The sequence below is a fragment of the Fluviispira sanaruensis genome (genome assembly GCF_004295685.1).
Taxonomy (GTDB): domain Bacteria; phylum Bdellovibrionota_B; class Oligoflexia; order Silvanigrellales; family Silvanigrellaceae; genus Silvanigrella; species Silvanigrella sanaruensis.
The window spans coordinates 1,381,819-1,400,788 of the sequence record NZ_AP019368.1 but is presented as its reverse complement, the minus strand read 5'-3'; the positions used below and the strand labels follow the sequence as shown (position 1 = coordinate 1,400,788).

At 33.2% G+C, this 18,970-nt stretch carries 16 protein-coding genes; 5 read left to right on the top strand and 11 right to left on the bottom strand.

Translation table 11 applies throughout. The features are described from left to right. Together EZS29_RS06045 and rsgA are read right to left on the bottom strand one after the other, a co-directional pair. Window positions 1-1,497 (bottom strand): NAD(P)-binding protein, encoded by a 1,497-nt coding sequence (locus EZS29_RS06045; protein ID WP_130607577.1) that lies wholly within the window; start codon window positions 1,495-1,497, stop codon window positions 1-3. A gap of 17 nt (window positions 1,498-1,514) precedes the next feature. After that, entirely contained in the window at window positions 1,515-2,858 is a 1,344-nt protein-coding gene (gene rsgA / locus EZS29_RS06040; protein WP_130607575.1) for a ribosome small subunit-dependent GTPase A, read from the bottom strand. Between the two features lie 91 nt (window positions 2,859-2,949). On the opposite strand from rsgA, the gene EZS29_RS06035 reads away from it, so the two are divergent. Beyond that, on the top strand, window positions 2,950-5,796 hold the full coding sequence (locus EZS29_RS06035) for an endonuclease MutS2 (protein ID WP_130607574.1): 2,847 nt from the start codon (window positions 2,950-2,952) through the stop codon (window positions 5,794-5,796). Between the two features lie 342 nt (window positions 5,797-6,138). Here the strand turns inward: EZS29_RS06035 and EZS29_RS06030 are convergent, their stop codons facing one another. Next, a complete protein-coding gene (locus EZS29_RS06030; protein ID WP_130607572.1) occupies window positions 6,139-6,423 on the bottom strand; it encodes a hypothetical protein in 285 nt (94 codons plus the stop codon). A gap of 506 nt (window positions 6,424-6,929) precedes the next feature. On the opposite strand from EZS29_RS06030, the gene EZS29_RS16335 reads away from it, so the two are divergent. Together EZS29_RS16335 and infA are read left to right on the top strand one after the other, a co-directional pair. Further along, complete coding sequence (locus tag EZS29_RS16335) at window positions 6,930-7,025, top strand: hypothetical protein (protein ID WP_130607570.1); 96 nt, start codon at window positions 6,930-6,932, stop codon at window positions 7,023-7,025. Window positions 7,026-7,989: 964 nt separating this feature from the next. Next, the gene (gene infA / locus EZS29_RS06020) at window positions 7,990-8,226 is read left to right on the top strand and encodes a translation initiation factor IF-1 (protein ID WP_130607568.1); all 237 of its coding nucleotides are present in this window, start codon (window positions 7,990-7,992) and stop codon (window positions 8,224-8,226) included. Window positions 8,227-8,714: 488 nt separating this feature from the next. Here the strand turns inward: infA and EZS29_RS06015 are convergent, their stop codons facing one another. From EZS29_RS06015 to EZS29_RS06005, 3 genes are all read right to left on the bottom strand, one after another. Then, window positions 8,715-9,350, bottom strand: coding sequence for a phosphatase PAP2 family protein (locus EZS29_RS06015; protein ID WP_172603804.1), 636 nt, complete (start codon window positions 9,348-9,350; stop codon window positions 8,715-8,717). 20 nt (window positions 9,351-9,370) lie between these two features. Further along, window positions 9,371-10,234 carry a mechanosensitive ion channel family protein gene (locus EZS29_RS06010; RefSeq protein ID WP_130607564.1) on the bottom strand — a complete coding sequence of 288 codons (864 nt, stop codon included), beginning with the start codon at window positions 10,232-10,234 and terminating at the stop codon, window positions 9,371-9,373. 178 nt (window positions 10,235-10,412) lie between these two features. Then, complete coding sequence (locus EZS29_RS06005; RefSeq protein WP_130607562.1) at window positions 10,413-10,898, bottom strand: hypothetical protein; 486 nt, start codon at window positions 10,896-10,898, stop codon at window positions 10,413-10,415. 195 nt (window positions 10,899-11,093) lie between these two features. Here EZS29_RS06005 and speA point away from each other — a divergent pair, with 195 nt between their 5' ends. Both speA and EZS29_RS05995 read left to right on the top strand, forming a co-directional pair. After that, window positions 11,094-13,016, top strand: a complete 1,923-nt coding sequence (gene speA, locus EZS29_RS06000; protein ID WP_130607560.1) for a biosynthetic arginine decarboxylase — start codon at window positions 11,094-11,096, stop codon at window positions 13,014-13,016. An 11-nt stretch (window positions 13,017-13,027) separates the two neighbouring features. Beyond that, window positions 13,028-13,945, top strand: coding sequence for a bifunctional 5,10-methylenetetrahydrofolate dehydrogenase/5,10-methenyltetrahydrofolate cyclohydrolase (locus tag EZS29_RS05995; protein ID WP_216678725.1), 918 nt, complete (start codon window positions 13,028-13,030; stop codon window positions 13,943-13,945). Window positions 13,946-14,012: 67 nt separating this feature from the next. Here EZS29_RS05995 and EZS29_RS05990 read toward each other — a convergent pair whose 3' ends face one another. The 5 genes from EZS29_RS05990 to EZS29_RS05970 all read right to left on the bottom strand — a co-directional run bounded on the left by EZS29_RS05990 (window position 14,013) and on the right by EZS29_RS05970 (window position 18,906). Then, window positions 14,013-14,921: a DMT family transporter gene (locus tag EZS29_RS05990; RefSeq protein WP_172603803.1), complete on the bottom strand. Its 909-nt coding sequence runs from the start codon at window positions 14,919-14,921 to the stop codon at window positions 14,013-14,015. 192 nt (window positions 14,922-15,113) lie between these two features. Then, complete coding sequence (locus tag EZS29_RS05985; RefSeq protein ID WP_130607556.1) at window positions 15,114-17,057, bottom strand: hypothetical protein; 1,944 nt, start codon at window positions 17,055-17,057, stop codon at window positions 15,114-15,116. A 29-nt stretch (window positions 17,058-17,086) separates the two neighbouring features. Next, window positions 17,087-17,899: a hypothetical protein gene (locus tag EZS29_RS05980; protein WP_130607554.1), complete on the bottom strand. Its 813-nt coding sequence runs from the start codon at window positions 17,897-17,899 to the stop codon at window positions 17,087-17,089. 7 nt (window positions 17,900-17,906) lie between these two features. Further along, on the bottom strand, window positions 17,907-18,356 hold the full coding sequence (locus tag EZS29_RS05975) for a hypothetical protein (protein WP_130607552.1): 450 nt from the start codon (window positions 18,354-18,356) through the stop codon (window positions 17,907-17,909). Between the two features lie 58 nt (window positions 18,357-18,414). Next, a complete protein-coding gene (locus EZS29_RS05970; RefSeq protein ID WP_130607550.1) occupies window positions 18,415-18,906 on the bottom strand; it encodes a hypothetical protein in 492 nt (163 codons plus the stop codon). Window positions 18,907-18,970: the final 64 nt, after the last annotated feature.

Here is an 18,970-nt window from a genome sequence, read left to right as displayed (position 1 = left end):
TTAGGCTTCATTTCCATTTAAACGCAGCATGACATCGTGCACACTGGCAACAACCCGTTTCCACGGCTCATCAGCTAAACTTAGAAAACTGTCACCACAGCAGAAGAGACCCTTGATTCCCATTTTTGTTTCTTTCACTTCGATATTTGCAGGAATATTATTCGGAATCGATACTGCAACGGGCACTAAGACAATTCGTTCCGATATTTTATTTTGTGGCATACGCGCACCCTTTTTAATCTCCTCAGCAACTTCCGCTTTCAGCACACGCACAGCGGCTCTGCGCAGTCGTGCAACGGCTTCACGCACAGCAGGTGCTTGCAACGAATCTTCATAATCAAGCTGGGTCGAAAAAAGAAGACGTCCATCACAAGTTAAAAATCCTTGCACACGTTCTACTGGAAATAGAAGTCTATCGCAAGCCCCAACATTCTCAGGCCAATTTTCAGACCGCACAGAGAGAAAATCGGAAATCTCAGAGACCACCAGCGATAAAGGACGCACCTTTGACACAAAACGAGATTGTTCGGGTGAAAATTCTTCTTTTGCAATAATTCCTAAACACTGAACAAGTGGCATTGCAAAAATAAGTTTGTCTGCTTGAACTGTTTTGTGAGTTGGATTGACTTCGTCAGCTAGGATTAAACTAAAGTTTGTTTCTTTATTGTGATTGACTCGTAAAACTTCGCAGAGTGTACGCACTTCAATTCCACGTGCACGGAGAATTTTTTCAATGAATAACTCAAGCCCCATTTTTCTCTTAAAAGATTTTGGTAAAGGTTCTTTAAAATTATTAAAAAAAACCCATAAACTTTTACAGACATAAATAAATGATGATTTTTCCCAATCTGGTCCGACGATTGAAGAAAAAATTGAACTCAATGTTTCTTTACTGCCTTTTGCAAGTTCATTCCATTGCGTAGATTTCTCAAACAGTGTGTTGTTTCTTTCTATATTCTCTTCTTGTGAATCCAAATGCGGTGAATAAAAATCATAAGCAAATGAACGAAGCAATTCTGCTTCTCTTTTTGTTAATATTTCCGATGAACCTGTGAGCAATTGTGCTTCACTGACAAAGTCTTTTTTAACAAAAAAACAGCGACTCCTTCTATCAGTTTCGTTTTCTTCCAATCGATTCATAAATTCTTCACATTGGTTTTTCTCATCTTCCGTTAAATGCGACAAAATATGTCTTAACATTGCATTTAAAGATTCTACATTCATAATTTCAAAACCAGGACCACTTAAATTCTGGCACTGACTCGAATGTAGTAAAATTTCCTGATTAATTTCTTCACAAGATTTTCCAGAAAAATTTAGAGGAGAAGAAAAAAAATTGCGACCACCAAGTTGAGGCTGTTGCTCAATTAAAACGATTTTTCCGTGTTCTTTATGACTCTCTCTGGAAAGACGAAGTGCAAGCAATATGCCTGAAAGGCCGCCACCAACAATCGCAATATCGTATTGAGAGTTGTTACTTTCTTGTCTGCTTGACATATTTGTTACCTTTGCAATTATTCATCTTCTTTTATTTTAATAATTTCTTGAAGCCGCTCTTCTGCAATATTTTCTTGATTTATATTATTCAATTGTTCTTCATCTCTTTTTTGTTCACGTGCTTTGAGATCTGCTATCATACTTGCATCAGTTGAATCACCCTCACCTTCACGGAAACTCAAACCTTTTAAAATACCAAGGTAACTGCGGTAACGTTCAAATGAGATTTTAGCTTCTTCCAAGGCATTTTTCACTCCACAGTTGGGTTCATGATCATGCGAGCACTCTCTATATTTGCACTTATAAGGACGAAATTCTGGAAAACAATGGCTTAAAGTAATGGCATCGTATTGACTGATATTAAAGGAACGAATGCCTGGAGTGTCAATCGCATAAGCACCGATATCGAGCTGCAATAAACTGTTGTAAGTTGTCGTATGGCGTCCTTTATAAAATATTTCGGGATTGTCATCGACTATTTGTTCAAATTCTGGACGCATGAGATTGAGCACGCTGCTTTTTCCGACCCCAGAATGTCCAGCAAAACCTACGAGTTTCCCTTTAAATAATTTACGTAATTGTTTAACTGCTTCAGGCGTTTTTTTAGGTTTTAACGCACATATTTCAACAACTTCATAGCCTATGTTTCGATAAATTTCGACCCGTCTTTTATAAGTTTCAAGAAATTCTTTGTTTGCCAAACTTGTATTTAACAAGAGATCTACTTTATTAAGAACGATGACAACCGGAATATTTTCAAGTTCAGCTTGTACCAAAAAACGATCGACAAGTCCCCAACGTACTTCTGGATTCAACACAGAAGCAACGATGACAACGAGATCAATATTGGCAAGCATTACGTGTTCCCATTCTGGATGCATTGGATCTTTGCGCGATATTTTGCTCGTACGCAAAAAGGCATGCTGCACAACACCCCTTGGCAAATCGGAATCAAGAGGTTGTCCATCTTGGTCATATTCAATGCCGATATCGGGTTCAAATAAAATCCTATCTCCCACCACAACAAAGTTTCGTTCCTTATGGGCTCGTTGGAAGTGTCGTTTTGCCACTGAACAGAGCCATAAATTTTCTGTTTCAGGCATCCCTTTTTCATTTTCTTCTGCAATAAAAATATTTCTTTTTTGCACTTCAATCACACGCCCGCGGCGCATACCATTTTTTATTAAGCTTTTTATCTGTTCTTTAATAGCAATTTTTGTTTTATCTTGATCAGGATTATCAATAATCCAATCATCTTCATTACGGCCACGTACGGATCTTTTTTCTTTTTTTATTTTCTCAATCTTTTGAAAATGATCACGTCGCTCATCTTGATTGATATAATTTTTACCACGAGCCACGTATCTACTCCCTATTGAAGTTTGTTTATAATATGTTTATACATCATCCCGCTACGCTTGGAAACCAATCTACAAACGGTGTGTGATTCTTATGGAACATGAAAGCAACATTGACAATAGCTCTCTTAAATTTCTTCGCAAAGACGCCCTAGAGCGTCTCGAGTGGAATAAAATAACTAAATTTCTTTCCGAATACTCAACTTCTCCTCACACAAAAAAACATTTGTTACAATTAGATCCTTGGCTTGAAAACAGTGAGAGAGATTTCTTTTTCACAACGACAGCTGAAATGTTGGAATTGACAACCCAAGGAAACAGCTTGGGGCTTGAATCCTTTGACTTAGAGATGTTTGCAAAACCTTTAAAACGAGGTGCATTGCTTTCCCCACTCAGCTTATTTCAGATTCTCATTGTTTTAAAACTTTGTTATACTTTACAAGGTTTTTTTAAATTTGAAAAAACAAGAATTCAACGCTTTCCAAAATTATATGAACTGATTTCAACTTTAACTGCTCAAATGAATTTACAGGCTAAATTACAAAAAAGCGTTGATATTGATGGAAATATTCTTTCGTCAGCTTCACCTGAATTGCACTCAGCCCGCAGCCGCCTAGAAAATGCTAAGCGGAGGATTGTCGAGCATCTCGAAGAAATCCTCAGAAGACAAGAAGTTAAAAACGCTGTGCAGGACAGTGTGTGGATGTTACGTGACGGCCGCTATGTGCTTCCCGTCAGGGCAGACCGCAAGGGAGATATCGATGGTATACCGCGTGGTGTGAGCCAATCGGGATCTACCGTGTTTTTGGAACCCCATGCCCTTGCTCAACAACATACGCATCTGGAAAAAGCACAAAGCGATGTTGAAATAGAAGAACAGAGAATTATCAAAGAACTCTCGAAAGATTGTTACCTTGTTTGTGATGAAATTTTAAATTCAGCAGATATTCTTACGCAATTGGATAATATTTCAGCCCGCACCCGTTTTGCGGGCGCAATCACTGGAATTCAACCACGCTTTTTAAGCGCGAATGAAAAGATCAAACGTTTTTCATTACTCGAAGCAAAGCATCCACTTTTTTTACTCGAGAAAAAAAATTGTGTGCCAAATGATCTTGAATTAAAACCACAAAAAGAAGAACAAATCTCCCCCAAAATTTGGGTGCTCAGTGGCCCCAATGCAGGTGGTAAAACAGTTGCGATGAAAACCGTGGGGGTGACTGTTTTAATGGCGAAAGCAGGTCTTTTTGTTGCCTGCGAAAAAGCTGAAATGCTTGATTATGAAAATATTTTTGTCGAACTCGGTGACAGACAAAATCGTGAAGAAGATCTTTCAACCTTTTCGGGGCATCTGTCCCAAATTAAGAAAGTAACAGAAGCTGCCAATGAATCTTCACTTATATTACTGGATGAAGGTTTTGTTGGTACCGATCCCGCTATTGGCGTTGCTATGGCAAGAGCGACACTTGAATTGTTTGCTGAAAAACAAGCAACGGTGATTATCACTACTCACTTTTCCAATTTGAAAACATTGGCTGATGGTGATTCGCGATTTTATAATGGCAGCATGGAATTTGAACCGCATAAACTTTTGCCAACCTATAAAGTTTTATCTGGCATTCCTGGACAAAGTTATGCCATTGAGCTAGCAGAACGCATGGGCTTAAGTAAACAAATTATTGAAAAAGCTCGCCAATATTATGGCAACGAATCGCAAAGAATGGAAAATATTCTCCGCGATCTCCAATTAAAAAGAATTCAAATAAAAGAAGAATTAAGTCAACAAGTCGAATTGAGCAAAAAATTAGAATCAGAATTAAAAGCTTTAAAACATGAACGAGAAAAATTGTCAGAGTTGCGCGATGACCTTGTCGATGGCTACCGTAACAAACTGCAAAAACGCTTAAATGCTTATGAAAACAGACTCGACATCCGTGAGCGGCAATTTGAAAAACAAAAAGAAAGTTTATTGCAAGACTTAAAACATGAATATGCAGAAAAATTAAAAAGCGTAGATAGCTCTGCAGAACAGGAAAATACTCCTAGCCCTAATAAGTTCACAATCGACACAAAAGAAACAATTCAAAAAGATGCTGCGAAACCCCAAAAACTTTCTGGCTTCGAAGCTCTTGCTGGTTTAAAACTGCCAAAGAAAAGCAAGACGGACGATAAAAATAGTTTTTCAAGCCTTGATGAACGTGCACAAAAATTTCGTGCACCCCGTCATATGTCAAGCCGCTCACTGCTTGATGAAGCACGCGAAAGTCTTGAGCTGTTAAATGATTCATTTGATGATATCGAAGAAAATTTAGAAGATGACATACGCTCACTTGAAGATCTTGAGCAAAATACCAAAGCCAAAGCAAAGAAAGCAACCAGCACCGCTCTATCCATCCAAGCTCAAGGACGCACAGCTGATCACTGGCAAGTGGGTATGAAAGTAAAATCTACCAAATTTAAAGAAACAGGTACTGTCCTCCGCACTGCGGATGGCAAAGGTCAGGTCGAATGCCAATTCGGTATAATGAAAATAAAAATTCCTTTCCATGAATTGAATGAATCGGATAAACAAAATAACAAAGTAACAAAAAATTCTTTTAACACAAATCTTAAAATAAAAACCAAGAGTCAAACAAATACCCAAAAGAAAGTCACTAATGTCCATGACAGCGAAATCCCGCCCACTCTCCAACATTCTGGTAACACTATCAATCTCCGTGGTAAAACCGTTGATGAAGCCCTCGATAAACTCGACGTAGAACTCGATAAAATGAGCCGTCTTGAAGTCGATCGCGTCGTGATTATTCATGGTCACGGCATGGGCAAAGTCAAAGAGTCAGTGCGAAAATTTCTTGAAAGCGCAAACTATAAATTAAAATTCAGAGGTGGTCGCCAAGGTGAAGGTGGTGATGGTGTGACAATCGTTGAGTTTGAAAATTAGGGGTTTAGCGAAGTATTATTTTGGGGAATTTAAATTTATAAGTTTTCATTTTTTATTTAATCTCTCGGTAAAAGAAAGAGCATCCTTTCAGGGCAGAGTTGCTGGCCGCAAATGCCCTTCAAGAATGCTTTTCTTTTACCTAAATTTCTACCTAAATGTGTTTACTTATATTTTAAAATTATTTTTTGTGGTGACCTCGAGGGTTTTGCTCAGGCTTAATATGTCATTTTGATTTATAAATCTAAAACTATAAAGCCAAAAATACTACTTATACTTTAATAAATATACAATAATAATTAAAATGTAAATAATTTCTAAAAAATAAATCATGCTTAAAATTTTTTATCTCGCAATATGTCCAAATTTACTTCCGCCTATAGGTTTATCAACAATTTTAACATGATGCGCACTTCTTGATGAACCACGTCTGTCAGAAGATGTATCATTGTCTCTATTTCTTGAAGAATTATTTTTGTTTAAATTTTTTCTAATGTCATCTATTTTAACGCCTGTATTTGCTTCCCTTCCATGATATATTATTTCCACAATTGAAAAATAAAATCCCCAGCGCTCGACAATTGTGAGAACAGATTTTGCAATATCAGGACTTTCAACTTCAAATATCATTTTTTCCATCTTCAGTGTATTCTATTTTTCCGTCCTTATTGGTCTTTGGATTTATTCGAATTCGTGGCGCTCTCCTTTTTTCTCTTGACAATGATAACACTTTTACATAATGAAACTCAGCAAATTAAAGGTGTCATTAAAAAATCAATATTTTTTAATTGTAACTCAGAACTTATTTCATCATATTTTTGATATAATTTCTCATTAGATAAAGTTAAAATATCCGCCTTTGCATAATAAACAGAAGATAACATCAAAATTGACTTTTCACGATAATATTCTCTATTATTTTTGTTTTATTTGTTTTCTTAAAAGTAAAATATAAAACGAAACACTCTATTCAAATGAGCCAGATTGAATACACAGAATCCTCAAAAAAATTATTGGAAGCTGCAGTTAATTTTGAAATTGCAAAAATAACTGCAGCTTCCAAGCTCGCACAATAATATTTTTTGACAGCTCTTGAGAACTCGCCGGCCGATCAAAAATGGGGTGTCTATTATAATATGGGTCAACATTACCAAATGACCGAGGAATATATTAAAGCCGTTAAGGCATTTACTAAAGCAATTGATCTTAATCCCGTTTGCGCTTACTGTTAAGGAAGTCGTGTATATAATTATTCTGATAAAAATAAAAAGACATTTCAAGACATTGCAAAATCAATAGAAATCCAACCTAACTTTCAGGCATATTTAAATAGACATGTCATTTATATGTAAGATTCTAACCAACGCAGTAAAGCTTTAGAGGATTTAAAATCGGCATTTGCCCTCGAAAAAAATTTCAAAAGAGTTTACTCTAGTCTTATAATTATTTTTTTAAAAGAAAAATATTTATAAGATGCCCATATTTATTTAAACAAGTACCGTCAAATTTTTGAAAGTAAAAATGATATCGAGCATGAAAAATATAGTAAAATTTTTTTTAGATAAGTATGCTTTGTCTTTAAAACGCTTTATTAAAGCAACCAATTTTAACTCGAAATTCATAAAATAAATAACAATTAAATTATTAGACCATTAAAAATATTTTGCATAATTCAATCAAACTCTCCATGGATAACAAGAACTATAAATAAGCACTTATATTTGCTCAACAAGCTTTGAAAGCTGCCGATGCTATTAATGATAAGAACAAAGAATAAATTGATAGTTTAAAATTAGAAATCAACGATTAAGTATAAAGATGGACAACTCTTAAACAAAACTAAAATTTTCGTTTATTTCTATATTTAACAGCTGAAGCAGGGTTTATTAAAAAACTTAACAATTATTAAGATTTATTGAATAAGAAAATTTTTAATAGGTGAATATGAAATTATAAATCATAAGATCATATTATTATTTTCAAACCTCTAAATGTCAGTTACAGCTTTTCGAGTCACAGTATATCCATTTAGTAAAGCATAAATAAGCAAATCACATTTGCCACCATTTAAGTAATGAGCATTGCAGCTTGAAGACCATATTGCTGCGAATATGTCAAAAATCTACTTGCTTTTATAAAACAATATATGAAATAATATTTCTAGAAACTTTTATAAAAATTGAATAGGAGGTTCCCATGAGTCGTGAAGATCTCTTGAGCGTGGAAGGAACTGTCACCAATGTTTTTGCAGGTGGAAAATACTCAGTGAGTTTAAAGACAGGACAAACTATATCTGCGAAAATTTCAGGCAGGATGCGTAAGTTTCAAATCAGTGTCATTATCGGAGATAAAGTAACGGTTGGTTTATCACCCTATGACGTGAGCCATGGCTTAATCATTTCGCGGGAAAAACTGTCAGCCAGAGGCCGCTAGATTCTTTTCCTTTATTTTTACAATATAACGAATCGTGATAAAATTAACTCCTTTCAATTCATAACGATTAATTATCCTTTTAAAAGATAATAATTCAAAAGTTTTTATGCTATATTTTATAATCAAAATTTATTTATCGAATTTAGCAAAAAAAGAACTATTAATTTCCTTAGATGGTTATCTTAAGGCTACTGCTAAATCTTAATTTTTAGTATTTGATTATTTAAAAAAAATATTTTTCTTTAAAAGCTATCTTTTTAACAATTTAATTATCCACAATTGGAGTATGCTCTATCTGTTGAATGCTTGACTTCTTATTTGACTGTAAATAAAGCCAGCACATTCCAATTAATAAAAGTAAGAAAAATATGATATAATAAACGGATCTCTTTTTTAATCTTATTGACATTATACTCCTCGCTTAAAACGATTATAAGTCATAATTCATTTAATTGTTTTTTTCAACTTATTTTTAACTGGCAGATAAATCATTTGCTTTTTAATGTATTAAGCTTTTGAAATTGAACAGAAGTCAAATAATAGGTAAGGGTTTTTGCCACGGCATAGCCAAGAAAACCTCCGGCAATCACATCGCTGACAAAATGATAATGCATGCCGATCTGGCCAATACTAACAGTTATCATTGGAATAATAAATAAATATTTATATTTTGGAAAATATAATAGACAAACGGTACAGAAGGCAAATGTGACTGTAGTGTGGCCGGAAGGAAATGATGAATTTGCTTTTTGAAAAAAATGAAAACCATATACATTGTTTACTAAAAGTGAAGGATTGTTATTAAGCCAAGTATTTGCCCAATAGCGGCCAAACAGATATTTTAAGATATCTTTTATTTGTGCTGCTAAAACAACTGAAAGTGTTGCGCAAAAAAACATTTGAAAAAGCTTATTGTGCATGAATTTCTTAAAGATAAATATAAAAAGGAGTCCGTAAATTCCTAAAAATGATATAAGAATGATAGGCGTATCTGACAGTATTTTCAAAATAATAGATTTATTTATTTGCTGTTCTTCAATGAAGAAGACAACGCTTCGATCGACAAAATAATAAGATAAAACAATTGCAACCAGTGTGACTAAAAAAATAATAAAATAACGCAACTCGCCCCCCTTCATCCTTTTTATTTATGCTCTTGCAGTGCATGAATTACTTTGCTTCTGCTTTCACTTGTTTTATTGGAAATATGCAAATGCACATCCCTTTGAGGAAAAGGAATAGTAATGCCAGAGTTTTCCAAAGATTCCTTGACAATTTTATTGAGAGAATAATTCACTTCCCAATAGTCATCGTTTTTAGTCCAACAACGCAATAGCAATTGAATACTGCTTTCACCAAGAGTTGTTACAACAACCATAGGAATAGGATCTTTTAAAACCTTTTTTTCAGACTCCGCAATATTCATAAGCAATTTACTCACAAGATTAAGCTGATCTGCATAAGACACTGCAACAAAAAAGTCAAGTCTTCTTAAACCATTGCGAGTGTAATTTTTTATGGAAGCATTCCATAATAAATTATTTGGCACAAACAAAAATAATCCATCGACAGTTTTTAACGTAGTGGTGAATAAATTAATCTCAATAACCGTGCCAGAATTGGAATTGCACTCAATATAGTCGTTAATATTAAATGGACGTAAAAAAATAAGCATGATACCCGAAGCAATATTTTGCAGTGTGTCTTTTAATGCCAGTGCGAGACCTAGGCCTGCGGCACCTATAATCGCAATAATACCGTTGGTATTTGCTCCAAATATATTCAAAATAATTAAAATAGAAATGATAAAAGCTGCATATTTTATAACTGTTATGGTAATAGGCATAAGTGTAGGATCAATTTTTTGCACCTTGGTATTTGTTTTAATAAGACCTTTAATTAATAGTACACGAATAAAATATATAATCAGAAAAGAAACGATAGATAAAGTTAATTTGGTAGCAAAATGGATCAAAACTTTTGAATCAATATTAATAAATTCTAACATTTATATGTATTTCCTTCTACGATAGATAAATAAAAACTTTAAATTTTTAAGAAATAAAAAATCGCTCAAAGATGCGACGGGTCAGAATACAAATTTAAATCTTGCATTGCAAGTTAACAAATCGTGTTTTAGCATATCGATCATCAAATTGTTAAATTATTAAATGAGTTGATATGAATCACTCTCTTGAAGAAAAACCAGAGATCCGAGTGTACTTAATTTTATTGAGAAGCAATTGAGATTTTAATTTTATTGTGTATTTATTTTTAACTTGTTCAATAAATTTTCCAATAAGTTCTTTTGCTTGCATTTCGATTCGTTCAAATTCTAAAATTACTGAAGTGACAAGACTCTCTTCTAATTTGTTCCATGAGACCACCCCCATTAATTCAAGACGGCTGCTTGATATCCCCATTTTTTTTAAATTTTCTTGTCCAACTTTTGCTTGAGCTTCTAAAATAAAGTCTACTTTTACTTTATTTGAATTTTTATATGGAATAATTTTTGTACAAGAAACTTCTACTATCCAAGTATCCCCCTCGAGATCCTGAAAAATCGAGTTATTGAGTAGCCAAGGAAATTTATGCTCCGGCAACTGCCTAAGAGGATCTCCTGTACATATTTCCTCTAATTTCTCGTAACGATGATTATGCCAAAATGCCATATTGCTGTCTCCATTTTTTTAAATGATTTTGCTTATTTTATCTTAATAGAACTTCAAAAAGGAAACACTGCGTATTTTTTTCCAGAAAATTCTTGACATGGGCTACATCTATTATATGTGAAAAGCGGGTTTCCTTCGCTCGCAAAGATTTTGCGAACATTCTTTTTAACTCCTTTTTTGAATGGGGGTGTGGCGATGTTGAAAAACGTCATTCAAGAGTCTCGTGACCTTTATGGTATTGATGATTGGGGATCAGGTTACTTTGGTATTTCCGATAAAGGAACAGTCGAAGTCTTTCCATTTGGTAATAAAACCACTTCTATAGAGCTGGCAAAAATCCTAGAAATTGCAGCTGAAAAAAAAGTTCAAACTCCTCTCATTGTTCGCTTCCCTCAAATTCTCGACACACAACTTACAAGACTTCAAAATGCATTTCGCAGTGCTATGGAAGAATTTAAATATGATGGAGATCTCAGAGCAGTTTTTCCATTTAAAGTGAATCAGCGCAAAGAATTTATTGATGATCTTGTAAAAAGTGGGCGTAAACATGTCTATGGATTAGAAGTAGGAACAAAACCAGAACTCTTCGCAGCTCTAGCCTATGACCTACACCCTGAAGCTCTATTTGTCTGCAATGGTTTCAAAGACTCCCATTTTATCGAACTGGCATTCGATGCAAAAAAAATGGGAAAAAATGTTGTACTTGTGATTGAAGGCACTGATGAACTTAAATTTATAATCAATCACGCTAAAAAAGTGGGTTATTGTGTAGACATTGGTCTCAGAGCGAAACTATATGCCAAAGGCTCTGGCATGTGGGAGAAATCTGGTGGAGTTGGTAGCAAGTTTGGTCTCAATAGCGTTGAGATGATGGAAGCGCTTTATCTACTCGAAGAAGCTGGATTTAAAGATCAATTAGCCATGATTCATTATCATATTGGTTCGCAAATTACCGAAATAAAACGCGTAAAAAATGCAATGAAAGAAGCCGCGCGCGTTTATGCTAAAATTTTAAAAAGTGGATTTAATTTACGCTACTTAAACATTGGTGGCGGCATTGGAGTTGATTATGATGGAAGTAAAACAAGTTTTTACGTTAGCCATAACTACACAATGCAAGAATTTGCCAATGACGTAATTTATATTATTCAAGATATATGTAAGGAAGAAGGCTGTAAAGCTCCTCATATTGTCAGTGAAAGCGGAAGAGCTGTTGCTGCTTATCATGCTGTGCTTCTAACCGATGTCCGTGAAGTTGAAAAAACGGGTGGTGATATTGAAGAATGGAAAATTTCTCCAAATGATCACAAATTATTAGCAGATATGATGACTGCAATTAAACTGATGAATGGTAAAAACTTTGTCGAATATTATCATGATTCACTTCAATCCCGTGATGAGCTATTTACATTGTTTAATTTAGGTTATCTTGAAATAGAAGAACGCGCAAAAACAGAAGTTCTTTATTATGAACTCTGCAACAAAGCGCTCCATTTTTATCGTCAATCAGGTATGCAACTTGAAGAATTTGACGAATTGGAAAAAAGTCGATTCGGTAAATATATGGCCAATTTTTCCATGTTCCAATCCATTCCAGATGTTCTCGGTATCGATCAACTCTTTCCAGTCATGCCGATCACAAGATTAAATGAAAAAGCTCAACATCACGGGGTGATCATGGATCTCACCTGCGACAGTGATGGTTGTCTCGATAAATTTGTTGATAAGCGCGATATAAAACACTCCCTTGCATTACACATTCCAAAATCCAATGAACCTTATCATATTGGTTTTTTTCTTGTTGGTGCTTATCAAGAGGCTTTAGGCAACAATCACAATCTCTTTGGTGCAGTCAACGAACTGATCGTGCGTATCAGTAAAAATGGAGAACTTGAAGCAATTGAAGAAGTCAAAGGCGAAGATGTAGGAGAGATCTTGCGCATTATGAATTACCGAGATGAAGATATCCTTCTTGGCTACGAAAACCAACTAAAACGTAATGTCCTATCAGGAGCTATCGATCAAAAAGATTGCGATAGAATAATGAAAAAGGTCAAAGGATTTTTTAGCGAATATCCTTATCTTTTAACAAAAAGTTCAATTGAAATTATTGGATAAAGGGTTTCTGTATGAAGTTTTTTTCGCGTGCACAAAAAACTGGATTTGTTATACCTGATCTCTCTAAAACTGCTGCGTTTTATGAAGGAACAAATTGCAAGATAATGAATGGCAAGGCTCTCAGTGCACAGTTCATTTCTCAAGCACAAACATTGCGAAATGGAAAAAAAATTCCTTGCCTTGCAGTTATTCTTACAGGTGATAATCCTGCTTCACATGTTTATGTTAAAAATAAAATTAAAATATTTAATGAAGCAGGTTTTGAATCTCAGAGTTTTTATCTTTCGTCTGCAGACACAAGTGAAGAAAAAATAATATCCATCATACATAAATTAAATAATGATAAAAATGTGGATGGTATATTGGTACAACTCCCCCTGCCTAAAAATGTAAATGTAGAAAAAATCCTCAATGAAATATTACCAGAAAAAGATGTGGATGGTTTTCTTGCACAAAGTATTGGCTCGCTTGCAACGGGTGAGTTTACTCATGCAATAGCGTGCACTCCATTCGGTGTATTAGCAATGCTCTACTCTTATGGAGTAGAGATAAGTGGCAAAAATGCAGTTGTCGTTGGACGAAGTAACATCGTTGGCAAACCCATGTCGTTACTTTTACTCAGCACCGATGCAACCGTAACAATCGCCCATTCAAAAACAAAACAACTCAAGGAAATTTGCCAAAATGCAGATATTCTTATTGCGGCAATTGGTAAACCTGAATTTATTGATAAAAGCTATATAAAGAAAAATGCAGTTGTCGTAGATGTTGGTATCCATAGAAAAGAAAATGGAAAACTTTGTGGAGACGTGCATACAAATGTCACTGAAGTTGCTCAGGCTTTATCCCCAGTTCCTGGTGGAGTCGGGCCTATGACAATTGCTATGCTTATGCTCAATACTGCCCTCGCAGCTTGGGCTAAAAATTAAGCTCGTTGCGAAACACATTCTCTTAAGTTCACAAAAGACTTAATACTTAAAATTCGCCCAAAATATATCAAGTTTGTTCTAATATTTCCTGTTTATTTTCAGGCTCAACTTTCTTTCGCATAAAAAATATGACAATAAATAGCCCTATAAAATTCAGAGCAATTCCTATAATTAAATTAAAATTAAATGGCATATTTTCGAATATAATAGATGATAAGCAACCCACTATAGGAAATAAAGTAACCATATAGCTTGAGTAATTAGCCCCTATATTTTTTACCAAGTACAAATAAAAAAGCCAGGCGACACCAGAAGCAACTAAACCTAAATAAAGAATACTTAGCAAATAATGAACATCCTTTAATTGATATATATAATCTATGTTATTTATATTAATTAAAAGCAATACTGGAATAATATAGAGCAAACCAAAAAAGTTTGCATCGATTGGAGATATCTTTTTTTCGTTATTCAGGTGCGAAAAAAGATCCCCAAATGCAGTGATGAGCGTTCCTGCAATAGCAAATAGAAGACCTTTATAGGAGAGACTTTCGCCTGAGGTTGAGTTTATTAATATGAAAAAAATTCCAGAAATAGCAAATATTGAGCCCAGAATGAGACTTAAATTTATCTTTTGTTTCATTTTTAAAGAAATGAAAAGGGGTGTTAAAATACTTTTAAAAGAAAATATAACAATAACAAATCCACTCGCCATAAAAACTGTGGCAAAATAGAGAAAAATATACCCAAGCATAAAATTGCATAAACCAAAAAGAAAAATATAAATATGATCCCTTTTCTTTACTTTTAAACCTTTGCTATTCATCATAAATAAAGGGATAAAAAAGCAAAATGCAAAGAGAATTCTGAGCATTAAAGAGAATTCAGGGGGTGTATAGCTGTTTTGCATTTTTGCAAATAAATAGCTTGAACCCCAAACTATAATGCAAAAAATGAACATAAATGTATTTATCATGTAGCATCCTAACATGACTCAAATATAAATTATTGAGATAACTTGTTATAAAAATATATAGATTCTCAAAATACCAACAAAAAATTCATATCACACCAAAATATAAAAGCAATAACTTTTAATTTGTTCAATTCCCTTTTGTTAGATATGAATTCTGAATTCAATTTAAAATTACCTTCTACTTTTAAGTGACTATTCTTCCTTTTTTAAATAAACAATAATATTTGCCATTTCTTTTTCGAGGGTATTCACAGAATTTTCACTTATTTTCAGTACTTGGTAACCAAACGGCAATATTTCTGGATTCAACATAAGCATTTCTATTTTCTCTCTCTTTAAAACAATTTTATTGCCAAAATATCTAGCGCCTTCTACTGATACAACTGAAAAACCCGCATTGTAATTATTAATTTTTGATAAAATAGTTTCAATCCCATTTTTTACAAGAACAAAACTTAAATTGACCACAGTGTAATAAGGAAGATCGATTTCAGCTTTTTTTTCTACTTCATGGTTTTCTTTAGTAAATTCAGCATTGCTTTCTATAACTCCTTTTTTCATTTTGATTTCGAAATGACCTTTTTTGGGTACGTCATTAAATTCATAATAACCTTTGTCATCTGTTGATGATTCTTGAATAACAGAACCCGCAAAAACCAATTGAACAGTCACATTTTCTTCTGGCATTCTAAGATTTGAAAAGACATGTCCCTTGATTTTATGGGTTTTCATATAATCTAATGCATAATTTAAACCTTGGCCAGGATAATAGGAAAATCCACCTGTCAATTGCCAATTGACTTGCCGCCAGTCCGCTCCATCAAATGGTCTGAGTAAGCAGGAAGAATAAATGATCCAGTTTTTTGTTTCGTACTCAAGAGACGCATTTGCAGTTGGATTCTGATTTAAATAAATCAGTGGAAGACTTAAAGTTGCAAAAAAACCTGCATAATGGTGTCTTAAATTTAAATTTGAGAAAAATTTGTAATCAGACTCACCCATATTTGTTCTTGAAAAATCAGATTTTTGAAAAAAATCTAATGGACTAAAAGTTTTAGAAAAGCCTAAATTGAAATCAGATTCTCCTAAAAAAAATTTTTGCAAATAGAAATCGAAACCATTTGGGATAAAATTATATTTGAATTGCAAGCGTGTTGTAAAGTTTTGAAAATTAAAGGTTGTTAAAAGATTTTTTAATACACAAGACTTATTTCCTTTGCAATACATATCTGAGTTAAACTGTTGGTATATAAAAGAAGTAAAAAAATAAGTAGTGAAATTATTCAAGTAATATGTATCTTCTACAAATGACAGTTGAGGGTTATTAAGAGGATCTGGCTTTTTAAATTCTTTTTCATAATTAAAAAAATGATAACTTTGAAAATTACCAGCTCCAAATGAAAATACTCTTTGTACAGAATATCTTTCGCTTGCATCTGTTTTTCTATCGTATGTCAAATACAAGCGAACTGGATTTGGTATATTCAAAGAAATTTTTCTACTAAAAAAATTGTTTTCGTAATAATTTTGCTGTTGATATGTTAAGATATATTCATAAAATCCAACTGCAGTTTGTGCAATTAAGAATTTTCCAATATTGTCATTGCCATTTCCTAAGTAAATTCCGCTGTATAAATTATTTTGTAAACTATTGTTACTTTTATCACCAGAGTAATTTAATTGAATATTATTGAAGTAGTTACTGTTACCGTATTCCAGCCTTGATGATCTAAAATAAAAGTTAGGAGCAGAACCATCTACATATTGAATCACCTGGGTTGCAGAGTTTCGTCCATCCATTTTAAAATTATAATTTAAAAATGTCTTTCCTTTAAACTCTCTTTGATAGAACAAGGAAGACTGAGAGTATCCATGCTGATATAATACTCGATAAATATATTGATCTTTTTCACAATCAAAAATAACTGTCGCACTTTTTTCATTAATTTTATTTGCTTTAATAATGAACTTATTTTCTGATTTTTTTAAAACTTCATAATTTATATTATTATCAAGAATAAATTCACATTTATTATCATTCAACGAAGCATTAAATGTATCATTTTCAATATCTAATTGAATAGTTTCGTATGTTAGAGAATAACTAACACTGGAAATACAAAGAATGAAACCCAAAAAAATATAAATTTGGGGAAATCTAATAATCATGTACAAGAAGGTGATTTTATTTTATAAGCTGAATTTGTTGTGAGTTCCTGAAATAAAAGTTCGTAACAGAGGCTTTTTTCATTTTCCTTACTTTTATCGATCTCACCTTTAAGCACTAATTTTTTTCTTCTTGGGTCAATTATCTTTTCTTTACCCAAATCTAAAAAGCGAATTAATTTATTTGTTTTGCTATCAATAATTTTTGCATTTACATTAACAACCTGAGGACTTTTTAGTTTTGAAATATCAAAGGTAAATTGAGCAATTCTTACACCATCTTTTGAGTTTCTTGTTTTAAATTCTTGTAAATCAAGTTTTGCACTTGTTGAGTTCCATGAAAAGAGAATACCTGGAGCAAATTTAAACTCGAAACCTACTGAGTTTTTTGGTCTATCTACATCTGAGACAATGGTAAACTCTGGGGTAAAAAAGGCTGAAAATTCTTCTTTGTCTTTCGGTTTTACTAAGAGTTTAATAGGAATTTTCTTTTGGGTATTTGCGGGTAGAGTAATAATATTTTCTTTTAGGAATTCTGTGAGGTCAAATGAGAAGTATTTTGCGCAGGCAACATCTTCATACTCAACTTTATTTATAATACATCTGCTTTTATAAAAAAATTTTTTCACATTTTCAGATGTATTTGCTAATGTAAGAGTCATTTCTTCTGCGTTGACTGAATATGCCGAAATGGGAGCAACAAATATATCTCCCTTAGGTTTATTGTCTTGAGCAAAGGAAAATTCAGTTAAAAAAATTACGCTATAATAAAAAATGATATGAATTAGATTTCTAATTTTTATTTTTCCCATATCTACCTCAATTATTTATAACAAGAGCAGCATTGATTTTGCATGAAAATGTTCCATAATGATTAATATTAAGTCCCTTAATTCGTATGGATATTTCAGCTCCATCGTCTCCAAGGTTAAAATCTGCTAAGCTAATATATTGATACTCACGAAATTCTTTTCCATTTACAAGTAAAAAAATATTAGAATCAGGAATATCTTCACCACTGCTAAATCCGCATCCACTCATTTTTTTATATGAAATTTTTAAATCCATATTTTTAATATTTTTTACATTGACATAATAGCTATTAAAACTCAACGCTCCGTCATAAGATAGAAATTGGTTTGTATTAAATACAATTGCATTTAAATTATCAATACCATTCACAACCCAACGAGGAAAATCATCTTTTGCTGGATCTGCAAAAGATGATTTCATATAAAATAATATTAAAATGTATTTAAGTTTTGACATGATTCTTTCCAAAAACTTTTTTATAAAAATAAATCATGTCATCATTAACATAAAAATATTAATATTGATAGGTCAAGCTACCATTTGCTGGGCATGCCAATGCACCTTCAACGCTTTGATCAATTCCATATATTCTGATGCTAGTTGCACCATATGATCCAGTATTTGGAAATTCTGCAATATCGATTTGAGCATTATTGGGATACTCAACATCATTTACAACGAATTTAGTTGCGCTGACATCTACTGCTTTTCCTGCTGGTCCACCGATTGTACAATTTGATGGAAGTACTAGTTCAACTGTATTTGATGCACTCAAAGGATTTACTAAAGCAACACCAATAATATTTGTATTCAAAATACCATCAGCTGGCACATAACCATTAAATGAATAAACTGCTTGATTAGCAACAGTTTTGCCGCCATCCATGCTCCAATATGGAGTTTGAGTGACTGTTCCGTTTAATAGTAATTCAAGTATAGATGAACCTGATGCAAATGCGCTGAAAGTGCATAGAACCGAAGAGACTAAGGCAAGTTTCTTTAGCATAACATGACCCTTTCTAAAAAGTGTTTAACGGACACAACAACAAGGAAAATCTAAAAATTTATTT